Below are 20503 nucleotides of genomic sequence, written 5' to 3' on the forward strand. Positions count from 1 at the left end.
GGTGGGTCGCCGCCGCTACCGTCGAGATCAGGAATTGCATACTCGGCAAAACTTTAACCTTCGACTGGAGGTTGAAAGTTCAGAGTTCGCACGGAGGGCCGGACATGTCGACTAACCAGAACTACCTCGCCGTCATCAAGGTCGTCGGCATCGGCGGTGGCGGCGTCAACGCCGTCAACCGCATGATCGAACTCGGACTGCGTGGCGTCGAGTTCATCGCGATCAACACCGACGCCCAGGCGCTGCTCATGAGCGATGCCGACGTCAAGCTCGACGTCGGCCGCGACCTCACCCGCGGTCTCGGGGCGGGTGCCGACCCGGAGGTCGGGCGCCGCGCCGCCGAGGACCACGCCGAGGAGATCGAGGAGGCGCTCGCGGGCGCCGACATGGTGTTCGTCACCGCGGGCGAGGGCGGCGGCACGGGCACCGGCGGCGCCCCCGTGGTGGCGCGCATCGCGAAGTCGATCGGCGCACTCACCATCGGTGTCGTGACGAAGCCGTTCAGCTTCGAGGGCAAGCGTCGCCAGACCCAGGCCGAGCAGGGCGTCGCGCGCCTGAAGGAGGAGGTCGACACCCTCATCGTCGTGCCGAACGACCGGCTCCTCGAGATCAGCGACCGGGGCATCTCGATGCTCGAGGCGTTCGCCACGGCCGACCAGGTGCTCCTCGCCGGTGTACAGGGCATCACCGACCTCATCACCACGCCCGGCCTCATCAACCTCGACTTCGCCGACGTGAAGTCGGTGATGCAGGGGGCGGGCTCGGCCCTCATGGGCATCGGCTCCTCGAGGGGCGCCGATCGGGCGATCAAGGCGGCCGAGCTCGCCGTCGCCAGCCCGCTGCTCGAGGCGTCGATCGACGGGGCCCACGGCGTGCTGCTGTCGATCCAGGGCGGCTCGAACCTCGGCATCTTCGAGATCAACGACGCCGCGCGACTCGTCCAGGAGGCCGTGCACCCGGAGGCGAACATCATCTTCGGTGCGGTGATCGACGACACCCTCGGCGACGAGGTCCGCGTGACGGTGATCGCCGCCGGGTTCGACGGCGGCGACCCCATGCCCAAGCCGGTCGAGGTGAAGAAGCCGGCGGCCGTCCCGGCCGCGGTCGGTGCGGGCGTCGGCGCGGTCCTCGCGGGCTCCGACGCGGGCGAGCCGCTCGCGGAGATCGACATCGAGGAGCTCGTCGAGACGGCGAACTGGGGCGAGGCGACGAGCACCACGGCCGACCAGATCGTCTCCGACCCGGCGTTCGCCGACGACTCCGACGACCTCGACATCCCCGACTTCCTGAAGTGAGGGGCCGGCCCGGGGCCGGCGGGACGATGCCGGGGGAGCGGTCGTGAGCGCCCTGGCGGACCGGCTGCACTCGGTGCGCGCCGGCATCGAGGACGCCGCCCGCGACGCCGGGCGCGATCCGGGTGGGATCACCACGATCGTCGTGACGAAGTTCCAGCCGGTCTCGCTGATCCGCGAGCTGGCTGCGCTCGGCGTGCGCGACGTCGGTGAGAACCGTCACCAGGAGGCGCAGGCGAAGGCCGCCGAACTCGGCGACCTCGGGCTCCGATGGCACTTCGTCGGGCAGTTGCAGAGCAAGAAGGCCAGGCAGGTGCGCGCCTACGCGTCCGCGATCCACTCGGTGGACCGCGAATCGCTCGTCGACGCGCTCCGCTCGGAGGAGGCATCCGTCGACTGCTTCGTGCAGGTCAACCTCACCGACGACCCGGGCCGCGGGGGCGTGGCGCCCGACGCGCTGGAGACCCTCGTCGAGAAGGTCCTCGAGACGCCCGGTCTCGAGCTCCGCGGCCTCATGGCGGTGGCTCCCCTCGGCGAGCCGGCGCGGCCCGCGTTCGCGAACGTCCGGACGATGTCCGAGCGGGTGCGGCGGCTCGCGCCCGAAGCCACGTCGTTGTCCATGGGGATGTCGCACGACTATCGCGACGCCATCTTGGAGGGTGCGACACACCTTCGGATCGGCACGGCAATCACGGGCAATCGGCCGACCGGCGGATAGCCTCGAACCACGGAACCACTGACGGAGGCAGCGATGTCGAACCCGCTCAAGAAGACCATGGTCTACCTCGGACTCGCCGATGAGGAGCTCGAGCCCGAGACCGCGCAGCCGGCGCCCGCGCCCGTCGTGCACGCCGCGCCCGCGCCGGCCGCCCCCAAGGGCGGCGCCGCGGTGACGCCGCTCCGGAAGACGCACGTCCAACCCACACCCCCGCAGGCGGATATGAACGAGATCCTCACGGTGCACCCGCGCCAGTACCGCGACGCACAGATGATCGCCGAGTCCTTCCGGGACGGCGTGCCGGTCATCATCAACCTGTCGCAGATGTCCGACGCCGACGCGCGCCGACTCATCGACTTCGCCAGCGGCCTCTCGCAGGGCCTCTACGGCAAGATCGAGCGGGTCACCAGCAAGGTGTTCCTCCTCTCTCCGGCGCACGTGGTCGTTTCGGGTGAGGCGGGCGAGGCCGAGGGCGACGTGGACGCATCGTTCTTCGCGCACGCGTAGACTCCCGACGTGAGTGCCCTCGCCGTCGTCTGGAATCTGGTCTACACCCTCCTCCTCATCTACTTCTTCGCGATGTGGGCGCGGTTCGTGCTCGACCTCGTCCGCACCTTCAACCGCTCGTGGCGTCCTCGCGGCGTCATGCTGGTGCTCGTCGAGGCCGTGTACACCATCACCGACCCGCTCGTGAAGTTCTTCCGCCGCCTGATCCCGCCGATCCGCCTCGGGCAGGTCGCGCTCGACCTCGGGTGGAGCGTCGCGATGCTCGTGGTCATCATCGCGATGACCGTCGTGTCGTCGCTCGCGGCGGCGTCCTGAGCGGATGCCGGGAGCGGTCCGGCGGCGTGTCGCTGCACTGCCTCCGCTCGGGTCTCTTTGCTACCGTTAGCTGAACGTGATCGACAGTTCGACAGATTCGAGGGATGGGAAGCCATGGCGCTAACTCCGGAAGATGTGGTCAACAAGCGCTTCCAGGCGACGAAGTTCCGGGAGGGCTACGACCAGGACGAGGTCGATGACTTCCTCGACGAGGTGGTCGTCGAGCTGCGCCGGCTGAACCAGGAGAACGAGGAACTCCGGCAGCGGCTCGCCGCCGCCGAGGCTCGTTCCTCCGAGGGCGGCCAGGCCGCACCGGCCCAGGCGCCCGCTCCGGCCGCGCCCGCCCCGGTCTACGCGGAGCCCGCCGCCACGCCGCCGACCGTCGCCGTGCCGACGCACACCGCGACGCCCCAGTCGGAGATCGACGAGCAGACCAGCACGACCAACCTGCTCCAGCTCGCCCGTCGCCTGCACGAGGAGCACGTGCGCGAGGGCGTCGAGAAGCGCGACGCGCTGATCGCCGAGGGCCACGCGACCGCCGCGCGCATCGTCGCCGAGGCCGAGGCCAAGCAGCGTGCGCAGATGGGCATCCTCGACCAGGAGCGGATGGCGCTGGAGAAGCGCGTCGACGAGCTCCGCGTGTTCGAGCGCGAGTACCGCCAGAAGCTGAAGAGCTACATCGAGGGCCAGCTCCGCGAGCTCGACACGGCGCAGCCGGTGCAGGTCTCCGGCGGATCCGGGTTCTCGGCGCCCGTCGGCGCCCAGGGCGTGAGCAACGAGCAGCCGTCGCCGACGTTCCAGGGCTTTGCGGGCTGAGCGCCCGGCCAGGGTCGGCATCACCGCACTGCTCATCCTGGTCGGCGTCGCCGTCACCATCTACGGCGTCGACCAGGTGAGCAAGCAGTTCGTGGTCACGAGCCTCGCCGAGGGCGAGGTCGTGCCCGTGCTCGGGAACGTCCTCCAGTGGCAGTTCGTCCGCAACCCGGGCGCGGCGTTCTCGATCGCCAGCGGCATGACGTGGATCTTCACGATCCTCGCCGCCGGCGTGATCACGTTCATCGTCTGGTTCGCACGTCGCATCCGCTCGATCGCCTGGGCCCTGGTGTTCGGGCTGCTGCTCGGCGGCGTGCTGGGCAACCTCACCGATCGCCTGTTCCGTGAGCCGGGCTTCGGCGTCGGCCACGTGATCGACTTCATCTCGACGCCGTGGCTCATCCCCGCGATCTACAACGTGGCGGACATCGCGATCGTGTCGAGCATGGTGCTGTTCATGATCCTCACGATCCGCGGCGTCGGACTCGATGGAAGCCGGCCCGCGCGCGACCGCACGGGCGCCGAGGCCGAGGAGCCGGGCCGCGGCGAACGCGACGCGCGCGGAGGCACGGCCGGCGTCGAGCTGGCGCGCGAGCCCTGACATGGAGCACCGGTCCCTCCCCGTCCCCGACGGGCTCGACGGGTCGCGGGTCGACGCGGGGCTCGCGAAGCTCCTCGGGTTCTCGCGCACGCAGGCGGCGGAGGTCGCCTCGGCCGGCGGCGTCCTGCTCGACGGGTCGGTCGTCGACAAGGCCGACCGGCTGCGCGCCGGCTCCTGGCTCGAGGTGAGCTGGGCGCCTCCGCGCGCGCTCGAGGTCGAGGCGATCCCGGTCCCCGACCTCGGCATCGTCCACGACGACGACGAGCTCGTCGTGGTGGACAAGCCCGCGGGCGTCGCGGCCCACCCGTCGCTCGGGTGGGAGGGCCCCACGGTCGTGGGCGCCCTCGCCGCGGCCGGCTACCGCATCTCCACGTCGGGAGCGGCGGAGCGGCAGGGCGTCGTCCACCGCCTGGACCAGGGCACGAGCGGCCTCATGGTCGTGGCGAAGTCCGAGCGCGCCTACCGCGAACTGAAGCGGCAGTTCCACGATCGCGAGGTCGAGAAGGTCTACCACACGGTGGTGCAGGGCCACCCCGATCCGCTGGCGGGGACGATCGACGCGCCGGTCGGGCGCCACCCGCGGTCCGAGTGGAAGTTCGCCGTGACGACGGACGGCAAGCACGCGGTCACGCACTACGAGACGATCGAGGCGTTCCCCTACGCGTCGCTGCTCGAGGTGCACCTCGAGACCGGGCGCACCCACCAGATCCGCGTGCACATGGCGGCGCAGCGGCATCCGTGCGCGGGTGACGCGATGTACGGCGCCGACCCGACGCTGAGCGCCCGGCTCGGTCTCGAGCGGCAGTGGCTGCACGCGAAGGAGCTCTCGTTCGTCCATCCGGGCGCGGGGGAGTGGACGACCTACGAGTCCGACTACCCGGCCGACCTGCAGCACGCCCTCGACGTCCTCCGCGGCGACTGAGCGAGCGACGCCGCGCGTCAGCGACCCGCACGTCGGCGGCTCGCAATACACTGTGAGCACCCCCGAAGCACCACCCGATGAGGAGCCCTGTGGCCGCCGATTCCTTCGTCCACCTGCACGTGCACTCCGAGTACTCGATGCTCGACGGTGCGGCCCGGGTCGGCGAGTTGATGAAGGCCGCCGCCGCCGAGGGCATGCCGGCCGTGGCGATGACCGACCACGGCAACGTGTTCGGCGCGTTCGACTTCTGGAAGCAGGCGACCGACGCCGGGGTGAAGCCCATCATCGGCACCGAGGCGTACCTCACGCCGGGCACCCACCGCAGCGACAAGACCCGCGTGCGCTGGGGCAACGGCGGCGGTGACGACGTGTCGGGGTCGGGTGCGTACACGCACATGACGCTGCTCTCCGAGACCACCGAGGGCATGCACAACCTGTTCCGGCTCTCGAGCCTCGCGTCGATCGAGGGCTACTACTTCAAGCCGCGCATGGACCGCGAGCTGCTGCAGACGTACTCGGCCGGGCTCATCGCGACCACCGGCTGCCCGTCGGGCGAGGTGCAGACCCGGCTGCGGCTGGGCCAGTACGACGAGGCCGTGCAGGCGGCGGCGGAGTTCCGGGACATCTTCGGCAAGGAGAACTTCTTCGCCGAGATCATGGACCACGGGCTCGGCATCGAGAAGCGGATCATGGACGACCTGCTCCGCCTCGCGAAGCAGCTCGACCTCCCGCTCGTGGCCACGAACGACCTGCACTACACGCACGCCCACGACGCGAAGAGCCACGCGGCGCTGCTCTGCGTCCAGTCCGGCTCGACCCTCGACGACCCGAACCGGTTCAAGTTCGACGCCGACGAGTTCTACCTGAAGTCGGCCGCCGAGATGCGGCACCTCTTCCGCGACCACCCCGAGGCCTGCGACAACACGCTGCTCATCGCCGAGCGCTGCGACGTGCAGTTCAACACGAGCGCGAACTACATGCCGCGCTTCCCGGTGCCCGAGGGCGAGAGCGAGCAGAGCTGGTTCGTGAAGGAGGTCGAGCGCGGCCTCCACGAGCGCTACCCGGGCGGCATCCCGGACGACGTGCGCAAGCAGGCGGCCTACGAGGTCGAGGTCATCAGCCAGATGGGCTTCCCCGGCTACTTCCTCGTCGTCGCCGACTTCATCAACTGGTCGAAGAACAACGGCATCCGGGTCGGTCCCGGCCGCGGCTCCGGCGCCGGATCCATGGCCGCGTACGCGATGCGCATCACCGACCTCGACCCGTTGCAGCACGGCCTGATCTTCGAGCGTTTCCTCAACCCCGACCGCGTCTCGATGCCCGACTTCGACGTCGACTTCGACGAGCGTCGTCGCGGTGAGGTCATCAAGTACGTGACCGAGAAGTACGGCGACGAGCGCGTGGCGCAGATCGTCACGTACGGCACCATCAAGGCGAAGCAGGCGCTCAAGGACTCCTCGCGCGTGCTCGGATTCCCCTTCGGCATGGGGGAGAAGCTCACCAAGGCGATGCCTCCCGCGGTGATGGGCAAGGACATCCCGCTGTCCGGCATCCTCGACAAGGACCACCCGCGCTACAAGGAGGCGGGCGACATCCGCGCCCTCATCGAGACCGACGCGGAGGCGAAGACGGTCTTCGAGACGGCGCTCGGGCTCGAGAACCTCAAGCGGCAGTGGGGCGTGCACGCCGCGGGCGTCATCATGTCGAGCGAGCCGCTCATCGACATCATCCCGATCATGAAGCGGGAGCAGGACGGCCAGATCGTCACGCAGTTCGACTATCCCGCGTGCGAGTCGCTCGGCCTCATCAAGATGGACTTCCTGGGGCTCAGGAACCTCACGATCATCGACGACGCGCTCGACAACATCGAGGCGAACCGCGGCTTCCGGCCGGTGCTCGAAGACCTGGCCCTCGACGACGCCGAGGCGTACCAGCTGCTCTCGCGCGGCGACACGCTCGGCGTGTTCCAGCTCGACGGCGGCCCCATGCGCTCGCTGCTCCGCCAGATGAAGCCCGACAACTTCGAGGACATCTCGGCCGTCATCGCGCTCTACCGTCCGGGCCCGATGGGCGCGAACTCCCACATCAACTACGCGCTCCGCAAGAACGGCCTGCAGCCGATCACGCCGATCCATCCCGAACTCGAGGAGCCCCTGCGCGAGATCCTCGACACGAGCTACGGCCTGATCATCTACCAGGAGCAGGTCATGGCGATCGCGCAGAAGGTCGCCGGGTTCAGCCTCGGCCAGGCCGACATCCTGCGCCGCGCGATGGGCAAGAAGAAGAAGTCCGAGCTCGACAAGCAGTACGAGGGCTTCTCCGGCGGCATGAAGGCCAACGGCTACTCGGATGCCGCGATCAAGACCCTCTGGGACATCCTGCTGCCCTTCTCCGACTACGCGTTCAACAAAGCGCACTCCGCCGCGTACGGCGTGCTCAGCTATTGGACCGCGTACCTCAAGGCGCACTATCCGGCCGAGTACATGGCGGCGCTGCTCACGAGCGTCGGCGACGCCCGCGACAAGCTCGCGCTGTACCTCAACGAGTGCCGCCGCATGGGCATCAAGGTCCTGCCGCCCGACGTGAACGAGTCCATCGGGTTCTTCGCCGCCGTCGGCGACGACATCCGCTTCGGGCTCGGCGCCGTGCGCAACGTCGGCTTCAACGTGGTCGACGCGATCCGTGCGGCGCGCGACGCGAAGGGCCGGTTCGAGTCGTTCCACGACTTCCTGAAGAAGGTGCCGACGCAGGTCGCCAACAAGCGCACGGTCGAGTCGCTGATCAAGGCGGGCGCATTCGACTCCCTCGGGCACACCCGCCGGGCGCTCGTGGAGATCCACGAGGGCGCCGTCGAGGCGGCGGTGAAGGAGAAGCGCGCGGAGGAGAACGGCGACGTCGGCTTCGACTTCGACAGCCTGTTCGAGGACCACGAGAAGGAGGCGGCGCCCTCGCCCGTGCCCGACCGGCCCGAATGGTCCAAGCGCGACAAGCTCGCGTTCGAGCGCGAGATGCTCGGCCTCTACGTCTCCGACCATCCGCTCGCGGGGCTCGAGGCGACGCTCGCGAAGCACGCGTCGACCACCATCACCGACCTGATGAGCTCGGATGGCACGCAGGACGGCGACGTCGCGACGATCGCGGGCCTGGTGACCAGCGTGCAGCACCGCGTCGCGCGGCAGTCCGGAAACCAGTACGGGATGATCCAGGTGGAGGACTTCTCCGGCGAGATCACCGTGATGTTCATGGGCAAGGCGTACCAGGAGTTCGCTCCGGCGCTGAAGGGCGACTCGATCGTCGTCGTGCGCGGCCGAGTGAGCCTGCGCGACGACGGGATGAACCTGCACGCGTACAGCGTGTTCGAGCCCGAGGTGGGACAGGGCGACGAGAACGGGCCGGTCGTCATCTCCCTGCCCGACGTCCGGGCGACGACCGACACGATCACGGCGCTCGGCGATGTCCTCATCCGCCATCGAGGCGACACCGAGGTGCGGTTGAAGCTCACCAAGGGGCGCACCGCACGCGTGTTCGAGTTGCCGTACCCCGTCGCCGTGAGCGCCGACTTCTACGGCGAGCTGAAGAGCCTGCTCGGTCCGAACTGCCTCACGTGACGGGCGTCCAGCGGGCGCCCGGTCGTGATCGGTAGGCTGGGCGGGCCATGCTGCGCACGATCGATCTCCGCGACTCCCGTCCCTCGATGAGCGAACTGCTCGACCTCGTCCCGCGTGCCGCGACGGATGTCGCGGCGGCGCTCGACCCGGCCAGGGAGCTCATCGACGACGTCCGCTCCCGCGGCGAGGCCGCGCTGCTCGACCAGGCCGAGCGGTTCGACCGCGTCCGCCCGGCCGCCGTGCGGGTGAGCGCCGACGAGCTCCGGGCGGCGCGCGATGCGCTGACCGACGAGGTGCGGCGCGCCGTCGAGTCGACCATCGAGCGCGTGCGCGCAGCCAGCGCCGCGCAGGTGCCCGCTCCCGCGACGACCGTCCTCGGGCCCGGTGCCGTGGTCGAGCAGCGGTGGCAGCCGGTGGCGCGCGTCGGACTCTACGTGCCCGGCGGCAAGGCCGTGTACCCGTCGTCCGTGGTGATGAACGTCGTGCCCGCGCAGGTGGCCGGCGTCCGGTCCATCGCGCTCGCCTCGCCCGCGCAGGCGGCCCACGGCGGCCGCATCCACCCGACCATCGCGGGCGTCGCGGCCCTGCTCGGCATCGACGAGGTCTACGCGATGGGCGGCGCGGGAGCGATCGGCGCCTTCGCCTACGGCGTCCCGGGAATCGGCCTGGACCCGGTCCAGCGGGTCACCGGGCCGGGCAACGTCTTCGTCGCGGCGGCGAAGCGGCTCGTGCAGGGCGTCACCGGCATCGATTCCGAGGCGGGACCCACCGACATCCTCGTCATCGCGGATGACACCGCCGACGCCGACCTCGTGGCCTCCGACCTCGTGAGCCAGGCCGAGCACGACGAGCTCGCCGCGGCCGTGCTGGTGACCGACTCGCCGGCGTTCGCCGAGCGGGTGCTCGACCGGCTCGCTGCCCGGGTCGCGGCGACCCGCCACGCCGACCGGATCCGCACCGCCCTCGAGGGCCCGCAGTCGGCCGTCGTGCTCGTCGACGACCTCGTGCAGGCCGCCGACTTCGCGAACGCGTTCGGGGCCGAGCACCTCGAGATCCAGGTGCGCGACGCCGATGCGACGCTCGCCCGGATCGAGAACGCCGGCGCCATCTTCATCGGCCCGTACTCGCCGGTGAGCCTCGGCGACTACGCGGCCGGATCGAACCACGTGCTGCCGACCGGCGGGCAGGCGCGCTCCGCCGCGGGCCTGTCGGCCGCGACCTTCCTCCGGCCGCAGCAGGTGGTGCGGTACGACGAGGCCGCGCTCCGCGAGGTCGCGCCGGTCATCGCCGCGCTGTCCGCCGAGGAGGACCTGCCCGCGCACGGCGAGGCCGTGACGGCCCGCTTCGGCGACCGACCCTGACCGCGCCGCTACGCTGGGAGCACCATGCACTGCCCGTTCTGCCGCCACCCGGACTCGCGCGTCATCGACTCCCGCACGAGCGATGACGGGCTCTCGATCCGTCGCCGCCGCCAGTGCCCGGAGTGCGGCCGTCGGTTCTCGACGACCGAGACGGCGAGCCTCGCGGTGATCAAGCGCTCCGGCGTCATCGAGCCGTTCAGCCGCGAGAAGGTCGTGCTCGGCGTGAAGAAGGCGTGCCAGGGGCGGCCGGTCACCGATTCCGACCTCGCCGTCCTCGCGCAGAAGGTCGAGGAGACGATCCGCTCCACGGGCGCGTCGCAGATCGAGGCGAACGACATCGGCCTGGCGATCCTGCCGCCGCTCCGCGACCTCGACGAGGTGGCCTACCTCCGGTTCGCGAGCGTCTACCAGGCGTTCGAGTCGCTCGAGGACTTCGAGTCGGCCATCGGCCAGCTGCGCGAGGAGCACGGGCGCCTGCCCGCGCGTCCGGTCGAGTAGCCTGTCCCACGGCATGTATCGACTTCTCTTCTCCCAGGTCTTCACGCGCATGGACCCGGAGCGCGCCCACCACCTCGCCTTCGGCGTCATCCGCCGGCTGCCGCTCCTCGGCATCGGCCGCCTGGTCGAACGCGGCACGGCGCCCGCGCCCGAGCTCGCGGTCGAGGCGCTGGGGCTGCGGTTCCCGTCGCCGTTCGGCGTCGCCGCGGGCTTCGACAAGGATGCGCTCGCGGTCGTCGGCCTCGGTCACCTGGGCTTCGGCCACGTCGAGGTCGGCACCCTCACCGCGATCGCGCAGCCGGGCAACGAGCGCCCGCGCCTGTTCCGGCTCGTCGCCGACCGCGCGCTGGTGAACCGCATGGGCTTCAACAACGGCGGTGCGGATGCCGCGGCGGGCCGCATCTCGCGGCTGTCCCGTCGCCCCCATCGACCGGTGCTCGGCGTCAACATCGGCAAGAGCCGGGTCACGCCCGTCGAGCGGGCGACCGAGGACTACGTGCGGAGCACGAAGGTGCTGGCCCCGCACGCCGACTACCTCGTCGTCAACGTCAGCTCGCCGAACACGCCGGGACTGCGGGGTCTGCAGGAACTCGACGCTCTCGCGCCGCTGCTCGAGGCGGTCCGCGAGGCCGCCGGGCGCACGCCGTTGCTCGTGAAGATCGCGCCCGACCTCGACGACGCCGAAGTGGTGCGCATCTGCGAGCTCGTCGTCCGGCTGGGACTGGACGGGATCATCGCGACCAACACGACCATCTCCCGGGCCGGGCTCCTGACGCCGCCCGCGGAGGTCGAGGCGATCGGCGCGGGCGGGCTCTCCGGCGCGCCGCTCGCGACCCGGTCGCTCGCGGTGCTGCGCCTCATCCGGGAGCACGTGCCGGCGTCGCTCTGCGTGGTGTCGGTGGGTGGCGTGGAGACCGCCGAGGACGTGCAGGAGCGACTGGACGCCGGAGCCACGCTCGTCCAGGGCTACACGGGCTTCGTCTACCGCGGCCCGCTCTGGGCGCGCCAGGTCAACCGGGGACTCGAACGCCTGCGGCGCGAGCGGAGCGTCGCGGCATCCGTCGCCTGACCGCCGAGGTCGACGCCGGCGCGACGAGCCGCCGATGCGCGGTGCATGCCGCTCAGAGCATGCCGATGTCCGCGAGCCGGTCGGCCAGGGTCGCGCCGTCGCTGGCGGACACCCAGGGGACGTCGGCGCCGTGCTGCTCGGCCTTGCTGCGGCCGCCCGCGAGCACCGCCTCGCCGACCGAGAGCTCGCGGATCGCGACGGCGGCGACCCGCTCGGGGTGCTCGGCCGCGAAGGACGCGTAGAGCTCCTCGTCGTGCTGGCCGTCGTCGCCGATGAGCAGCCACCGGATGTCGGGGAACTCCTCGGCGAGCCGCCGCAGGTTGTCGGACTTGTGCTCGCGGCCGCTGCGGAACCAGCGGTCGTGCGTCGGACCCCAGTCGGTCAGCAGGATGGGGCCGGCGGGGTAGAGGTTGCGAGAGAGGAACCGGGTGAGCGTCGGGGCGACATTCCAGGCGCCGGTCGAGAGGTAGACGACCGGGGACCCCGGATGCTGGCGCACGAGCCGCTCGTACAGCACGGCCATGCCCGGAGTGGGGCTGCGGGCGTGCTCGTCGAGCACGAAGGTGTTCCAGAACGCCACGAACGGGCGGGGGAGCGCCGTGACCATGACGGTGTCGTCGATGTCGGAGACGATGCCGAAGTGGACGTCGGGTGCGACCACCCAGATCGGCGCCTCGACCGGCTCGGATCCCTCGACCTGCAGCACGGCGCGGTTCCAGCCCGGTTCGAGGTTGGCCGGAACGCGCGTGTCGACCACGCCGCCGCGGTCGGCGAGCACCTCGATGCGCTCGCCCCCGACCTCGATCGTCACGCGAACGTCGCCGACGGGGACGCTCGTGAAGCTGCGCCAGCCGCGGATGCCCTGCTCGCGGCGGCGCCGGCGGCGCTTGGACGTGCCCTCGGCCGACGCCGGCTTCGCGAGGAGCACGCGGCAGAACACCCGCACCCACTCCGTCGAGCCGTAGCCCGTGTACGGCACCACGGTCGGGACGTGGCCCCGGCGCCGCGCCCAGCGCTCGCGGACGTCGTGGATCCAGTCTTCGAGGCGCGCGGCACCGTGCCGGACCGGTCGTTGCCGGGAACCGGCCGGGACAGGGGAACTCACCGGCATCCACTCAGTCTTTCATGCGGTCCCGACCATGGGTCAAACCCGGCGCGACGCCGCCCGCGTCCGCGAGGTCGCGCGTCGCGGGTAGAGTGGTCCGGCAAGTGAGGAGGTCCCGTGCCCAACATCGACCTGATCCTCGGGACCGATCACGGCCGGAGGCGCTCGGTCCGCACCGAGCCGACGCAGCGCCGGAGCACCCAGCGGCTCGACGCGCTGCTCGACGCCGCGGCCGAGATCGTGGACGAGCTCGGCTTCGAACGCCTGACGACCCAGATGGTCGCCGAGCGGGCCGGCGCGTCGATCGGCACGGTCTACCGGTACTTCCCCGACCGCGTCGCCGTCCTGCACGCGCTCCGGGAGCGCAGCGTGCGCCGGTACCGCGAGCGGCTCGCCGAGGCACTCGAGCAGGCCGAGCTCGCCGACTGGTGGAACGTCATCGACGCCGCCCTCGCGGTGTGCGCCGAGCTGTACCGCGACGAGCCCGGGTTCACGGTCATCCACGCGGCGCCTCGTGAGCTGTCCGAGCGCGACGGCGAGGCGGAGATCGCCCACCGCCTCGCGCTCCTCCTCGAGCACGACTTCGGCATCCGCAACGACGCCGAGACCCGGTTCCGCCTCGGCATCGCCGTCGAGATCGGCGAGGCGCTCATCCACCGCGCCTTCGCGCGCGACGCGGCCGGCGACGTTCGGTACCTCGACGAGGCGCGGCGCGTGGTGCGCGTGTACCTCGACGAGCACCTCGCCGACCGGGTCGCGGCGACGACCGCGGCCTGAGAACCTCCCGAGAGCCGCCCGAACCGGCCTGCCGCCGTTGCCACGGACCGCCGCGAGGTGTTTGGCTTGAGGATGCGCCGACCGGCGCCCCGCACGGGGGAGGCAGCATGATCGAGTTCCGCGGTGTCACGAAGCAGTTCCCCGACGGCACCGTGGCCGTCAGCGACGTCGACATCGTCATCCCGCCGCATGAGACGACGGTGCTCGTCGGCTCGTCCGGCTCGGGCAAGACGACCCTGCTCCGGATGATCAACCGCATGGTCGACCCGACCGGCGGCCAGGTCCTCATCGACGGGACGGATGTCGCGACGGTCGACCCGGTGAAGCTCCGTCGGGGCATCGGGTACGTGATGCAGAACTCCGGCCTGCTCCCGCACCGCAAGGTGATCGACAACGTCGCGACCGTGCCGCTGCTTCGAGGCGAGTCGAAGCGCGCGGCGCACGCGCGCGCCCTCGAACTGCTCGACACGGTCGGCCTCGACCGGTCCCTCGCCGACAAGTACCCGTCGCAGCTCTCGGGCGGACAGCAGCAGCGCGTGGGCGTCGCCCGCGGGCTGGCCGTCGACCCGAACATCCTGTTGATGGACGAGCCCTTCGGTGCGGTCGACCCGATCGTGCGCGCCGAGCTGCAACAGGAGCTGCTGCGGCTGCAGGGCGAGCTCGGCAAGACGGTCGTGTTCGTCACCCACGACATCGACGAGGCGTTCCTCCTCGGCGACCAGGTCGTGATCATGCAGCAGGGCGGTCGCATCTCCCAGGCCGCCTCACCGGCCGAGATCCTGGCGAACCCCGCCGACTCGTTCGTGGCGGACTTCGTGGGCGCCGATCGCGGCAAGCGGGCCCTCCACGTGCGCGAGGTCGACGGGCGGAGGATCGTCGTCGACGCCGACGGGCGCCCGGCCGGGGTCCTCACCTCGTGAACTGGCTCTGGTCCAACCTCGACCGCGTCGGCGAACTCGTCGTGGTGCACCTGGCATTGTCGGTGCCGGCGATCATACTGAGCTTCGTGCTGTCGGTCCCGCTCGGATGGATCGCCCACCGGCACCGGTGGTCGCGCGGCATCCTGCTCTCGATCGTCGGGCTGCTGTACGCCATCCCCTCGCTCGCGCTGTTCATCGCGCTGCCCGCCGCCACCGGGCTGAGCCTCCGCTCGCCCGTGAACCTCGTGATCGCCCTCACGCTGTACGGCATCGCCGTGCTCGTGCGCACCGCGACCGACGCGTTCGACGCGGTCGAGCGCGACATCCGCCAGTCGGCCACCGCCATCGGCTATTCGGCGGCGGGGCGGTTCTGGGGCGTCGAGCTCCCGCTCGCCGGGCCCGTGCTGCTCTCCGGGCTCCGCGTGGTGATCGTGAGCACCGTGAGCCTCGCCACGGTCGGCGCGGTGATCGGCGTGCAGAGCCTCGGCAGCCTCTTCACCGACGGGTTCCAGCGCGGCATCCAGGTCGAGATCATCACCGGCATCGTCGCGACGATCCTGCTCGCCCTGCTGCTCGACTGGATCGCCGTCCTCCTCGGCCGCCTGCTCATGCCGTGGACGCGCACGTCGCGGCTCCGCCGTGCGGCGCCGGTCGAGGTCGCCGTCGGAGCGGAGGGCTCGTGAACCTCTTCGCCGACGCCTTCGCCTGGCTCGCCGACCCCGCCAACTGGAGTGGCGCGGGCAGCATCCCGCAGCGCCTCGGCGAGCACCTGTGGGTATCGGCGGTCGTGCTCGTCATCGCCGCGGTCATCGCCCTGCCCGTGGGCGCGTGGGTCGGACACACCGGTCGCGGCCGCGAACCGGCCGTCATGCTCTCCGGCGGACTCCGCGCGCTGCCGACGCTCGGCGTGCTGACGCTGTTCGGCACCTGGCTCGGGATCGGCCTGCAGGCGCCCGTCATCGCGCTCGTGATCCTCGCGATCCCGCCGCTGCTGGCCGGCGCGTACGCCGGCTTCGAGTCGGTCGACCGGCGCACGATCGACGCGGCCCGGGCCATGGGCATGCGGGAGCTGCAGATCGTCGGCAAGGTGGAGCTGCCCCTGGGACTGCCGATCGTCGTCGGCGGCATCCGCTCGGCCACCCTGCAGATCATCGCGACGGCCACGCTCGCGGCGTACATCGCCGACGAGGGGCTCGGCCGCTTCATCTTCAGCGGGCTGAAGACCCGCGACTACGCCGAGATGCTCGGCGGATCCATCCTCGTGATCCTGCTGGCGCTGGTCGTCGACGGGCTGTTCGCACTCGCGCAGCGGCTCGTGGTGCCCGCCGGCGTGCGCGCCACGCGCGCCAGAGAGCTCCGTTCGGGACCGGCCCGGTCTCGAGCGGCCGTGGGGCAACCCATCACCGAAGGGAACCAGCAATGACCACAGCAGGAAAAGGCCGGCTCGTCGCCCTGGCGGCGGTCGCGGTCGGGGCGACAGTGGCCCTGGCAGGGTGTGCATCCGGCGATCCGCTCGACAGCGGATCGGGCGGCGAGGGGGGCGACAGCGGCTCGGAGACGATCATCGTCGGCTCGCAGGACTACTACTCGAACGAGATCATCGCCGAGTTGTACGCCCAGGCGCTCGAGGAGAACGGCTTCACGGTCGACCGGCAGTTCCGGATCGGCCAGCGCGAGGTCTACATCCCCGAAATCGAGGACGGCGCGATCGACGTCTTCCCCGAGTACACCGGCAACCTCCTCCAGTACTACGTGCCCGACACGACGGCCACCACGAGCGACGACGTCTACGCCGAGCTCGAGGGTGCGCTTCCCGAGGGGCTGCGCGTGCTCGAGCAGTCGCCGGCGACCGACCAGGACTCCTACAACGTCACCCGCACGTTCTCCGAGGAGAACGGGGTCACCAGCCTCGCCGACCTGAAGGACGTCTCGACCCCGATCACGCTCGGCGGCAACTCCGAGCTCGAGACGCGCCCGTACGGGCCGGAGGGCCTGAAGTCCGTCTACGGCGTCGACGTGGCGTTCACGCCCATCGAGGACAGCGGCGGCCCGCTGACCCTGAAGGCGCTCGTCGACGACCAGGTGCAGATGGTGAACATCTACAGCGCCGACCCGAACATCGCCGCGAACGACCTCGTGACGCTCGAGGACCCGGAAGGGCTGTTCCTGTCGTCGAACGTCGTCCCCGTCGTGAGCGAGAAGGTGACCGACGAGATGGCCGAGGTCATCGACACGGTCAGCGCGGCCCTCACTCCCGAGGACCTCGTGGCGCTGAACGCGCTCAGCGTGAACGAGCAGCAGTCGGCCGACCAGATCGCGAGCGACTGGCTCGCCGAGAAGGCCCTCTTCTAGGGCTCTCGACGTCGCTCGGAAGGGTCGGTCGCCTCGGCGGCCGGCCCTTCGTCGCGTGCGACGGCCGGTTCCCCGGCGGGCTCGACCTCGGGCGCGATGCCGTGCGGGGCCACCGCGGCGCCGGCGTCGTGCACCGCGTCATCCGCCATGTGCCGCGCCTCGAGCCGCATCAGGACCTTCTTCGCCGCCCACACGAGCACCAGGAACAGGACGATCGCTCCGACGAACAGGTAGCCGGCCCAGTGGAGGTCGTCGCTGAGGCTGCGGTAGCCGCCCGCGGCGGCGCTGCCGACGCTCACGTACGCGAACGACCAGATGATGCACGCCGGGGTGGTCCAGGCGATGAAGCGCCGGTAGGACATGTCGCTCATGCCGACGGTCAGCGGCACGAGGGAGTGCAGCACGGGCAGGAACCGCGAGATGAAGACGGCCGGCCCGCCGCGACGGGCGAGGTAGCGACGCGCGCGGTGCCAGTTGTGCTCGCCGATCCGGCGACCGACGCGCGATCGTTCGATGCGCGGTCCGAACCATCGCCCGAGCGCGAAGCCGATGCTCTCGCCGACCAGCGCGCCGATGATGACCGTGAGGGCGAGCGCGAGGTACTCGACGGGACCGTCGACCGCGGTGGAGGCGACGATGACGATGCTGTCGCCCGGGACGACCAGCCCGATCAGCACGGAGGTCTCGAGCATGATGCCGATGCCGGCCAGGACGGTCCGCAGCACGGGATCGACACCTTCGACGGTGCCGAGGATGCCGTCGAGCAGCTCGTTCACGCTCCGAGCCTAGGGCGTGGGTCGCCGTGGCGGCTGTGAGCCGTCAGAGCGTCACGGCGGCGAGCACCACGACGGGCGTCGCGACGATGAGGGCGGTGGCGATCCAGCTGGCCGTGCGGGCGACGGGGCCGAGCGGATGCCGCCCCGGTTCGAGCCGCTCGAGGCGCTGCTCGAGCATGCCGGCGTCCGGATTCACGCCGCCGGCGTCGGCGTACGCCCCGGGCTCGCCGGCACTCCCGACGAGGACGAGCGCCCGCCGGAGCGGCTCGGGACCGGTCTCGCGGCGGGCGCGGTCGTCGGCGAGCAGTTCGGTGAGCAGGGCGACGGCCCGTTCGGCGCGGTTGGCGATGGGGAACCAGGGGAGCGCGCCGTGCCACGCCCGGAACGCGAGCAGGACGAGGTGGTGGAACTGGTCGAGGTGCGCGCGCTCGTGCGAGACGACGGCGCGCAGCTCGTCGGCGTCGAGCAGCTCGACGAGCCCCTCGGTGATGACGGTGGCGGTGCGGATGCCGGGGACGCAGTAGGCGACGGGCACGGGGTGCGAGAGCACGCGCGGACCGGACGGGTCGGCGGCGGGCTCGGCGAGGAGGTCGACGAGCCGGTGCTGGCGCCGACGGGCCCGTTCGGCGCGGATGGCGGTCGAGAGGAGGTTCAGGGCGAGGTGCACGGTGAGCCCGACGGCGAGGGTGAGCGCCGCGAGGTGGATCACGCCGTAGCCGCCGGGGATCGGGCCGGCGGTGAAGGCGGGCAGCAGGTCGCGGGCCGCGCCGACGATCGATCCGCCCGGCGACGCGCCGAAGACGAGCAGCGAGCCGATCATGGCGAGGCCGCCTCCGAGTGCGATGCCCTGCCAGAGCGCCAGGGCCGTGGCGGGGGAGCGCGCCGGCCAGGATGCCCGGGCGAGGGCGACGGGGACCGGCCAGGCGAGCGCGAGCGCGACGACGCCGAGCAGGACGGCGGCGGCGACCACGTCAGCGACGCACGAGCTCGTCGAGGAGGCGGCGCAGCGTGCGCGCCTCGCCGTCGCTGACCGTGCCGACGAAGCGGGCCAGCGCCGCGTCGCGGTCGGAGGAGGACGAGAGCACCTCGTGCATGAGTTCGGCGGTGTGCTCGGCCCGGGAGAGCAGCGCGCGGTAGCGGTGCGGGCGCGTCTCGCGGGCGCGGGTGACGAAGCCCTTGCGCTCGAGGCGGGAGAGCACGGTGAGGACGGTGGTCGTGGCCGGGGTGCGCGACGGGTCGGACGGGTCGGCGAGGTGCTCGCGCACCTCGTTCGCCGTGAGCGGTCCGTCACTCTTCCAGAGCTGCTCCATCACGGAGCGCTCGAGGTCGCCGAGTCCTGCCATACATCGAGGATACCGCGCAAGGGCCCAAAGGTTCTACACATCGTAGAAAAGTGCTCTACGCTGTGTAGAAGAACGCGCCGTCACTCCCACGAAAGGGGCCCCCGCAGTGAACGAGCTCCTCGATCCGCTCCTGCTCGCCAGGTGGCAGTTCGGACTCACGACGGTCTACCACTTCCTCTTCGTTCCCCTCACCATCGGACTCGCGACCACCGCAGCCGTCTTCCAGACCGCGTGGGTGCGCACGGGCAGGATCGAGTACCTGCGGATCACGCGGTTCTTCGGCACGATCTTCCTCATCAACTTCGCGATGGGCGTCGTGACCGGCATCGTGCAGGAGTTCCAGTTCGGGATGAACTGGTCGGAGTACTCCCGGTTCGTCGGCGACGTCTTCGGTGCCCCGCTCGCCCTCGAGGGCCTGCTCGCGTTCTTCCTCGAGGCCACGTTCATCGGCCTCTGGATCTTCGGCTGGAACCGGCTCCCGCAGAAGCTGCACCTCGCGACCATCTGGGTGGTCGCGATCGGCACCATCCTGTCGGCCTACTTCATCATCGCGGCCAACGCCTTCATGCAGAACCCCGTCGGCTACCAGATGAACGCCGAGCGCGGGCGCGCCGAACTGGTCGACATCTGGGCGCTGCTGACGAACCCGGTGGCCGTCGCCGCGTTCCCGCACACGATCGCGGCATCCTTCATGGTCTCGGCCGGCCTCGTGATCAGCGCCGCCGCCTGGCACCTCGCGCGCAACCAGCACCTCGACACCATGCGTCCCGCCCTGAAGTTCGGCCTCTGGACCATGGTCGGAGCCGGCGCGCTCACCACGTTCTTCGGCGACCAGCTGAGCCTCGCGATGGTCGCCACGCAGCCCATGAAGATGGCCGCGGCCGAGGCCACGTACGACACCGTCTGCGGTGCGGACGCCTCGTTCTCGCTCTTCACCCTCGGCACGCCCGACGGCTCCACCGAGCTGTTCTCCATCCGCGTGCCCTACCTGCTCGCCCTGCTCTCGACGCACACCCTCGACGGTTGCGTGGAAGGCATCAACGACCTGCAGGCGCTGTACACCGACCTCTACGGTCCCGGCGACTACGCGCCCATCATCTGGGTGACGTACTGGTCGTTCCGGTGGATGATCGGCCTCGGCATGCTCCACATCCTCGTCGCGGTCGCCGGCCTGTGGCTCACCCGCAAGGGTCGGATGCCGCGCCAGCGCTGGGTCTGGACCGTCGCGATCTGGAGCTTCCCGCTCTCGCTCATGGCGATGATCGTCGGCTGGGTCTTCACCGAGATGGGCCGCCAGCCCTGGATCGTGTTCAGCCTCCTGCCCACCGAATCGGCGGTGTCGCCGAACGTCACCGGCCTCGAGGTCCTGATCTCGCTCGTGGCCTTCACGCTCATCTACGGCGCCCTCGCGGTCGTCGAGGTGAAGCTGATCCTCAAGGCGATCCGCACGGGACCGCCCGAGATCGCCGCGCCGGACCCGGAGACGGGCGAGGTCGAACACGCCGCCACGGTCTACTAGGAGGAGA

At 70.9% G+C, this 20503-nt stretch carries 21 protein-coding genes; 17 read left to right on the forward strand and 4 right to left on the reverse strand.

Annotated elements, in window-relative coordinates:
- Nucleotides 1–104: 104 nt before the first annotated feature.
- The 11 genes from ftsZ to AVP42_RS01345 all read left to right on the forward strand — a co-directional run bounded on the left by ftsZ (nucleotide 105) and on the right by AVP42_RS01345 (nucleotide 11704).
- Nucleotides 105–1295: a cell division protein FtsZ gene (ftsZ, locus tag AVP42_RS01295; RefSeq protein ID WP_067945344.1), complete on the forward strand. Its 1191-nt coding sequence runs from the start codon at nucleotides 105–107 to the stop codon at nucleotides 1293–1295.
- A gap of 43 nt (nucleotides 1296–1338) precedes the next feature.
- Nucleotides 1339–2010: a YggS family pyridoxal phosphate-dependent enzyme gene (locus tag AVP42_RS01300; RefSeq protein ID WP_231878494.1), complete on the forward strand. Its 672-nt coding sequence runs from the start codon at nucleotides 1339–1341 to the stop codon at nucleotides 2008–2010.
- A gap of 33 nt (nucleotides 2011–2043) precedes the next feature.
- Entirely contained in the window at nucleotides 2044–2517 is a 474-nt protein-coding gene (locus tag AVP42_RS01305; RefSeq protein WP_067945346.1) for a cell division protein SepF, read from the forward strand.
- A gap of 9 nt (nucleotides 2518–2526) precedes the next feature.
- Nucleotides 2527–2832 carry a YggT family protein gene (locus tag AVP42_RS01310; RefSeq protein ID WP_067945348.1) on the forward strand — a complete coding sequence of 102 codons (306 nt, stop codon included), beginning with the start codon at nucleotides 2527–2529 and terminating at the stop codon, nucleotides 2830–2832.
- Nucleotides 2833–2946: 114 nt separating this feature from the next.
- On the forward strand, nucleotides 2947–3648 hold the full coding sequence (locus AVP42_RS01315) for a DivIVA domain-containing protein (protein WP_067945350.1): 702 nt from the start codon (nucleotides 2947–2949) through the stop codon (nucleotides 3646–3648).
- The gene (gene lspA, locus AVP42_RS01320; RefSeq protein WP_067945352.1) at nucleotides 3638–4246 is read left to right on the forward strand and encodes a signal peptidase II; all 609 of its coding nucleotides are present in this window, start codon (nucleotides 3638–3640) and stop codon (nucleotides 4244–4246) included. Before AVP42_RS01315 ends, lspA begins: the two co-directional genes overlap by 11 nt.
- A gap of 1 nt (nucleotide 4247) precedes the next feature.
- Nucleotides 4248–5168, forward strand: a complete 921-nt coding sequence (locus AVP42_RS01325) for an RluA family pseudouridine synthase (RefSeq protein ID WP_067945354.1) — start codon at nucleotides 4248–4250, stop codon at nucleotides 5166–5168.
- A 77-nt stretch (nucleotides 5169–5245) separates the two neighbouring features.
- Nucleotides 5246–8776, forward strand: coding sequence for a DNA polymerase III subunit alpha (dnaE, locus tag AVP42_RS01330; protein WP_067945356.1), 3531 nt, complete (start codon nucleotides 5246–5248; stop codon nucleotides 8774–8776).
- A 47-nt stretch (nucleotides 8777–8823) separates the two neighbouring features.
- The gene (gene hisD, locus AVP42_RS01335; RefSeq protein ID WP_067945358.1) at nucleotides 8824–10137 is read left to right on the forward strand and encodes a histidinol dehydrogenase; all 1314 of its coding nucleotides are present in this window, start codon (nucleotides 8824–8826) and stop codon (nucleotides 10135–10137) included.
- Between the two features lie 24 nt (nucleotides 10138–10161).
- Nucleotides 10162–10635 carry a transcriptional regulator NrdR gene (nrdR, locus tag AVP42_RS01340; protein WP_067945360.1) on the forward strand — a complete coding sequence of 158 codons (474 nt, stop codon included), beginning with the start codon at nucleotides 10162–10164 and terminating at the stop codon, nucleotides 10633–10635.
- A 13-nt stretch (nucleotides 10636–10648) separates the two neighbouring features.
- Nucleotides 10649–11704 (forward strand): quinone-dependent dihydroorotate dehydrogenase, encoded by a 1056-nt coding sequence (locus AVP42_RS01345; protein ID WP_067945362.1) that lies wholly within the window; start codon nucleotides 10649–10651, stop codon nucleotides 11702–11704.
- Nucleotides 11705–11756: 52 nt separating this feature from the next.
- On the opposite strand, the gene AVP42_RS01350 is transcribed toward AVP42_RS01345, so the two are convergent.
- Nucleotides 11757–12815, reverse strand: a complete 1059-nt coding sequence (locus AVP42_RS01350) for an App1 family protein (protein WP_067945363.1) — start codon at nucleotides 12813–12815, stop codon at nucleotides 11757–11759.
- A gap of 111 nt (nucleotides 12816–12926) precedes the next feature.
- Between AVP42_RS01350 and AVP42_RS01355 the strand changes: the two genes are divergently transcribed.
- The 5 genes from AVP42_RS01355 to AVP42_RS01375 all read left to right on the forward strand — a co-directional run bounded on the left by AVP42_RS01355 (nucleotide 12927) and on the right by AVP42_RS01375 (nucleotide 16858).
- Nucleotides 12927–13586, forward strand: coding sequence for a TetR/AcrR family transcriptional regulator (locus AVP42_RS01355; RefSeq protein ID WP_067945365.1), 660 nt, complete (start codon nucleotides 12927–12929; stop codon nucleotides 13584–13586).
- 107 nt (nucleotides 13587–13693) lie between these two features.
- Nucleotides 13694–14506 (forward strand): ABC transporter ATP-binding protein, encoded by an 813-nt coding sequence (locus tag AVP42_RS01360; protein ID WP_067945367.1) that lies wholly within the window; start codon nucleotides 13694–13696, stop codon nucleotides 14504–14506.
- Nucleotides 14503–15189, forward strand: a complete 687-nt coding sequence (locus tag AVP42_RS01365; protein WP_067945369.1) for an ABC transporter permease — start codon at nucleotides 14503–14505, stop codon at nucleotides 15187–15189. Before AVP42_RS01360 ends, AVP42_RS01365 begins: the two co-directional genes overlap by 4 nt.
- Nucleotides 15186–15929 (forward strand): ABC transporter permease, encoded by a 744-nt coding sequence (locus AVP42_RS01370; protein WP_067945370.1) that lies wholly within the window; start codon nucleotides 15186–15188, stop codon nucleotides 15927–15929. The genes AVP42_RS01365 and AVP42_RS01370 overlap by 4 nt, the downstream gene beginning before the upstream one ends.
- Nucleotides 15926–16858, forward strand: a complete 933-nt coding sequence (locus tag AVP42_RS01375; RefSeq protein ID WP_067945372.1) for an ABC transporter substrate-binding protein — start codon at nucleotides 15926–15928, stop codon at nucleotides 16856–16858. The genes AVP42_RS01370 and AVP42_RS01375 overlap by 4 nt, the downstream gene beginning before the upstream one ends.
- On the opposite strand, the gene AVP42_RS01380 is transcribed toward AVP42_RS01375, so the two are convergent.
- The 3 genes from AVP42_RS01380 to AVP42_RS01390 are packed head-to-tail and all read right to left on the reverse strand — an operon-like array spanning nucleotide 16855 to nucleotide 18977.
- The gene (locus AVP42_RS01380; protein ID WP_082846893.1) at nucleotides 16855–17634 is read right to left on the reverse strand and encodes a DedA family protein; all 780 of its coding nucleotides are present in this window, start codon (nucleotides 17632–17634) and stop codon (nucleotides 16855–16857) included. The two genes, AVP42_RS01375 and AVP42_RS01380, sit on opposite strands and share 4 nt — an antisense overlap.
- 43 nt (nucleotides 17635–17677) lie before the next feature.
- Nucleotides 17678–18604 (reverse strand): M56 family metallopeptidase, encoded by a 927-nt coding sequence (locus AVP42_RS01385; RefSeq protein WP_067945374.1) that lies wholly within the window; start codon nucleotides 18602–18604, stop codon nucleotides 17678–17680.
- A 1-nt stretch (nucleotide 18605) separates the two neighbouring features.
- The gene (locus AVP42_RS01390; protein ID WP_067945376.1) at nucleotides 18606–18977 is read right to left on the reverse strand and encodes a BlaI/MecI/CopY family transcriptional regulator; all 372 of its coding nucleotides are present in this window, start codon (nucleotides 18975–18977) and stop codon (nucleotides 18606–18608) included.
- Nucleotides 18978–19083: 106 nt separating this feature from the next.
- Between AVP42_RS01390 and AVP42_RS01395 the strand changes: the two genes are divergently transcribed.
- Nucleotides 19084–20496 carry a cytochrome ubiquinol oxidase subunit I gene (locus AVP42_RS01395; protein WP_067945378.1) on the forward strand — a complete coding sequence of 471 codons (1413 nt, stop codon included), beginning with the start codon at nucleotides 19084–19086 and terminating at the stop codon, nucleotides 20494–20496.
- Nucleotides 20497–20503 lie beyond the last annotated feature (7 nt).

This window comes from Agromyces sp. NDB4Y10 (assembly GCF_001620055.1).
Classification (GTDB): Bacteria; Actinomycetota; Actinomycetes; order Actinomycetales; family Microbacteriaceae; genus Agromyces; species Agromyces indicus.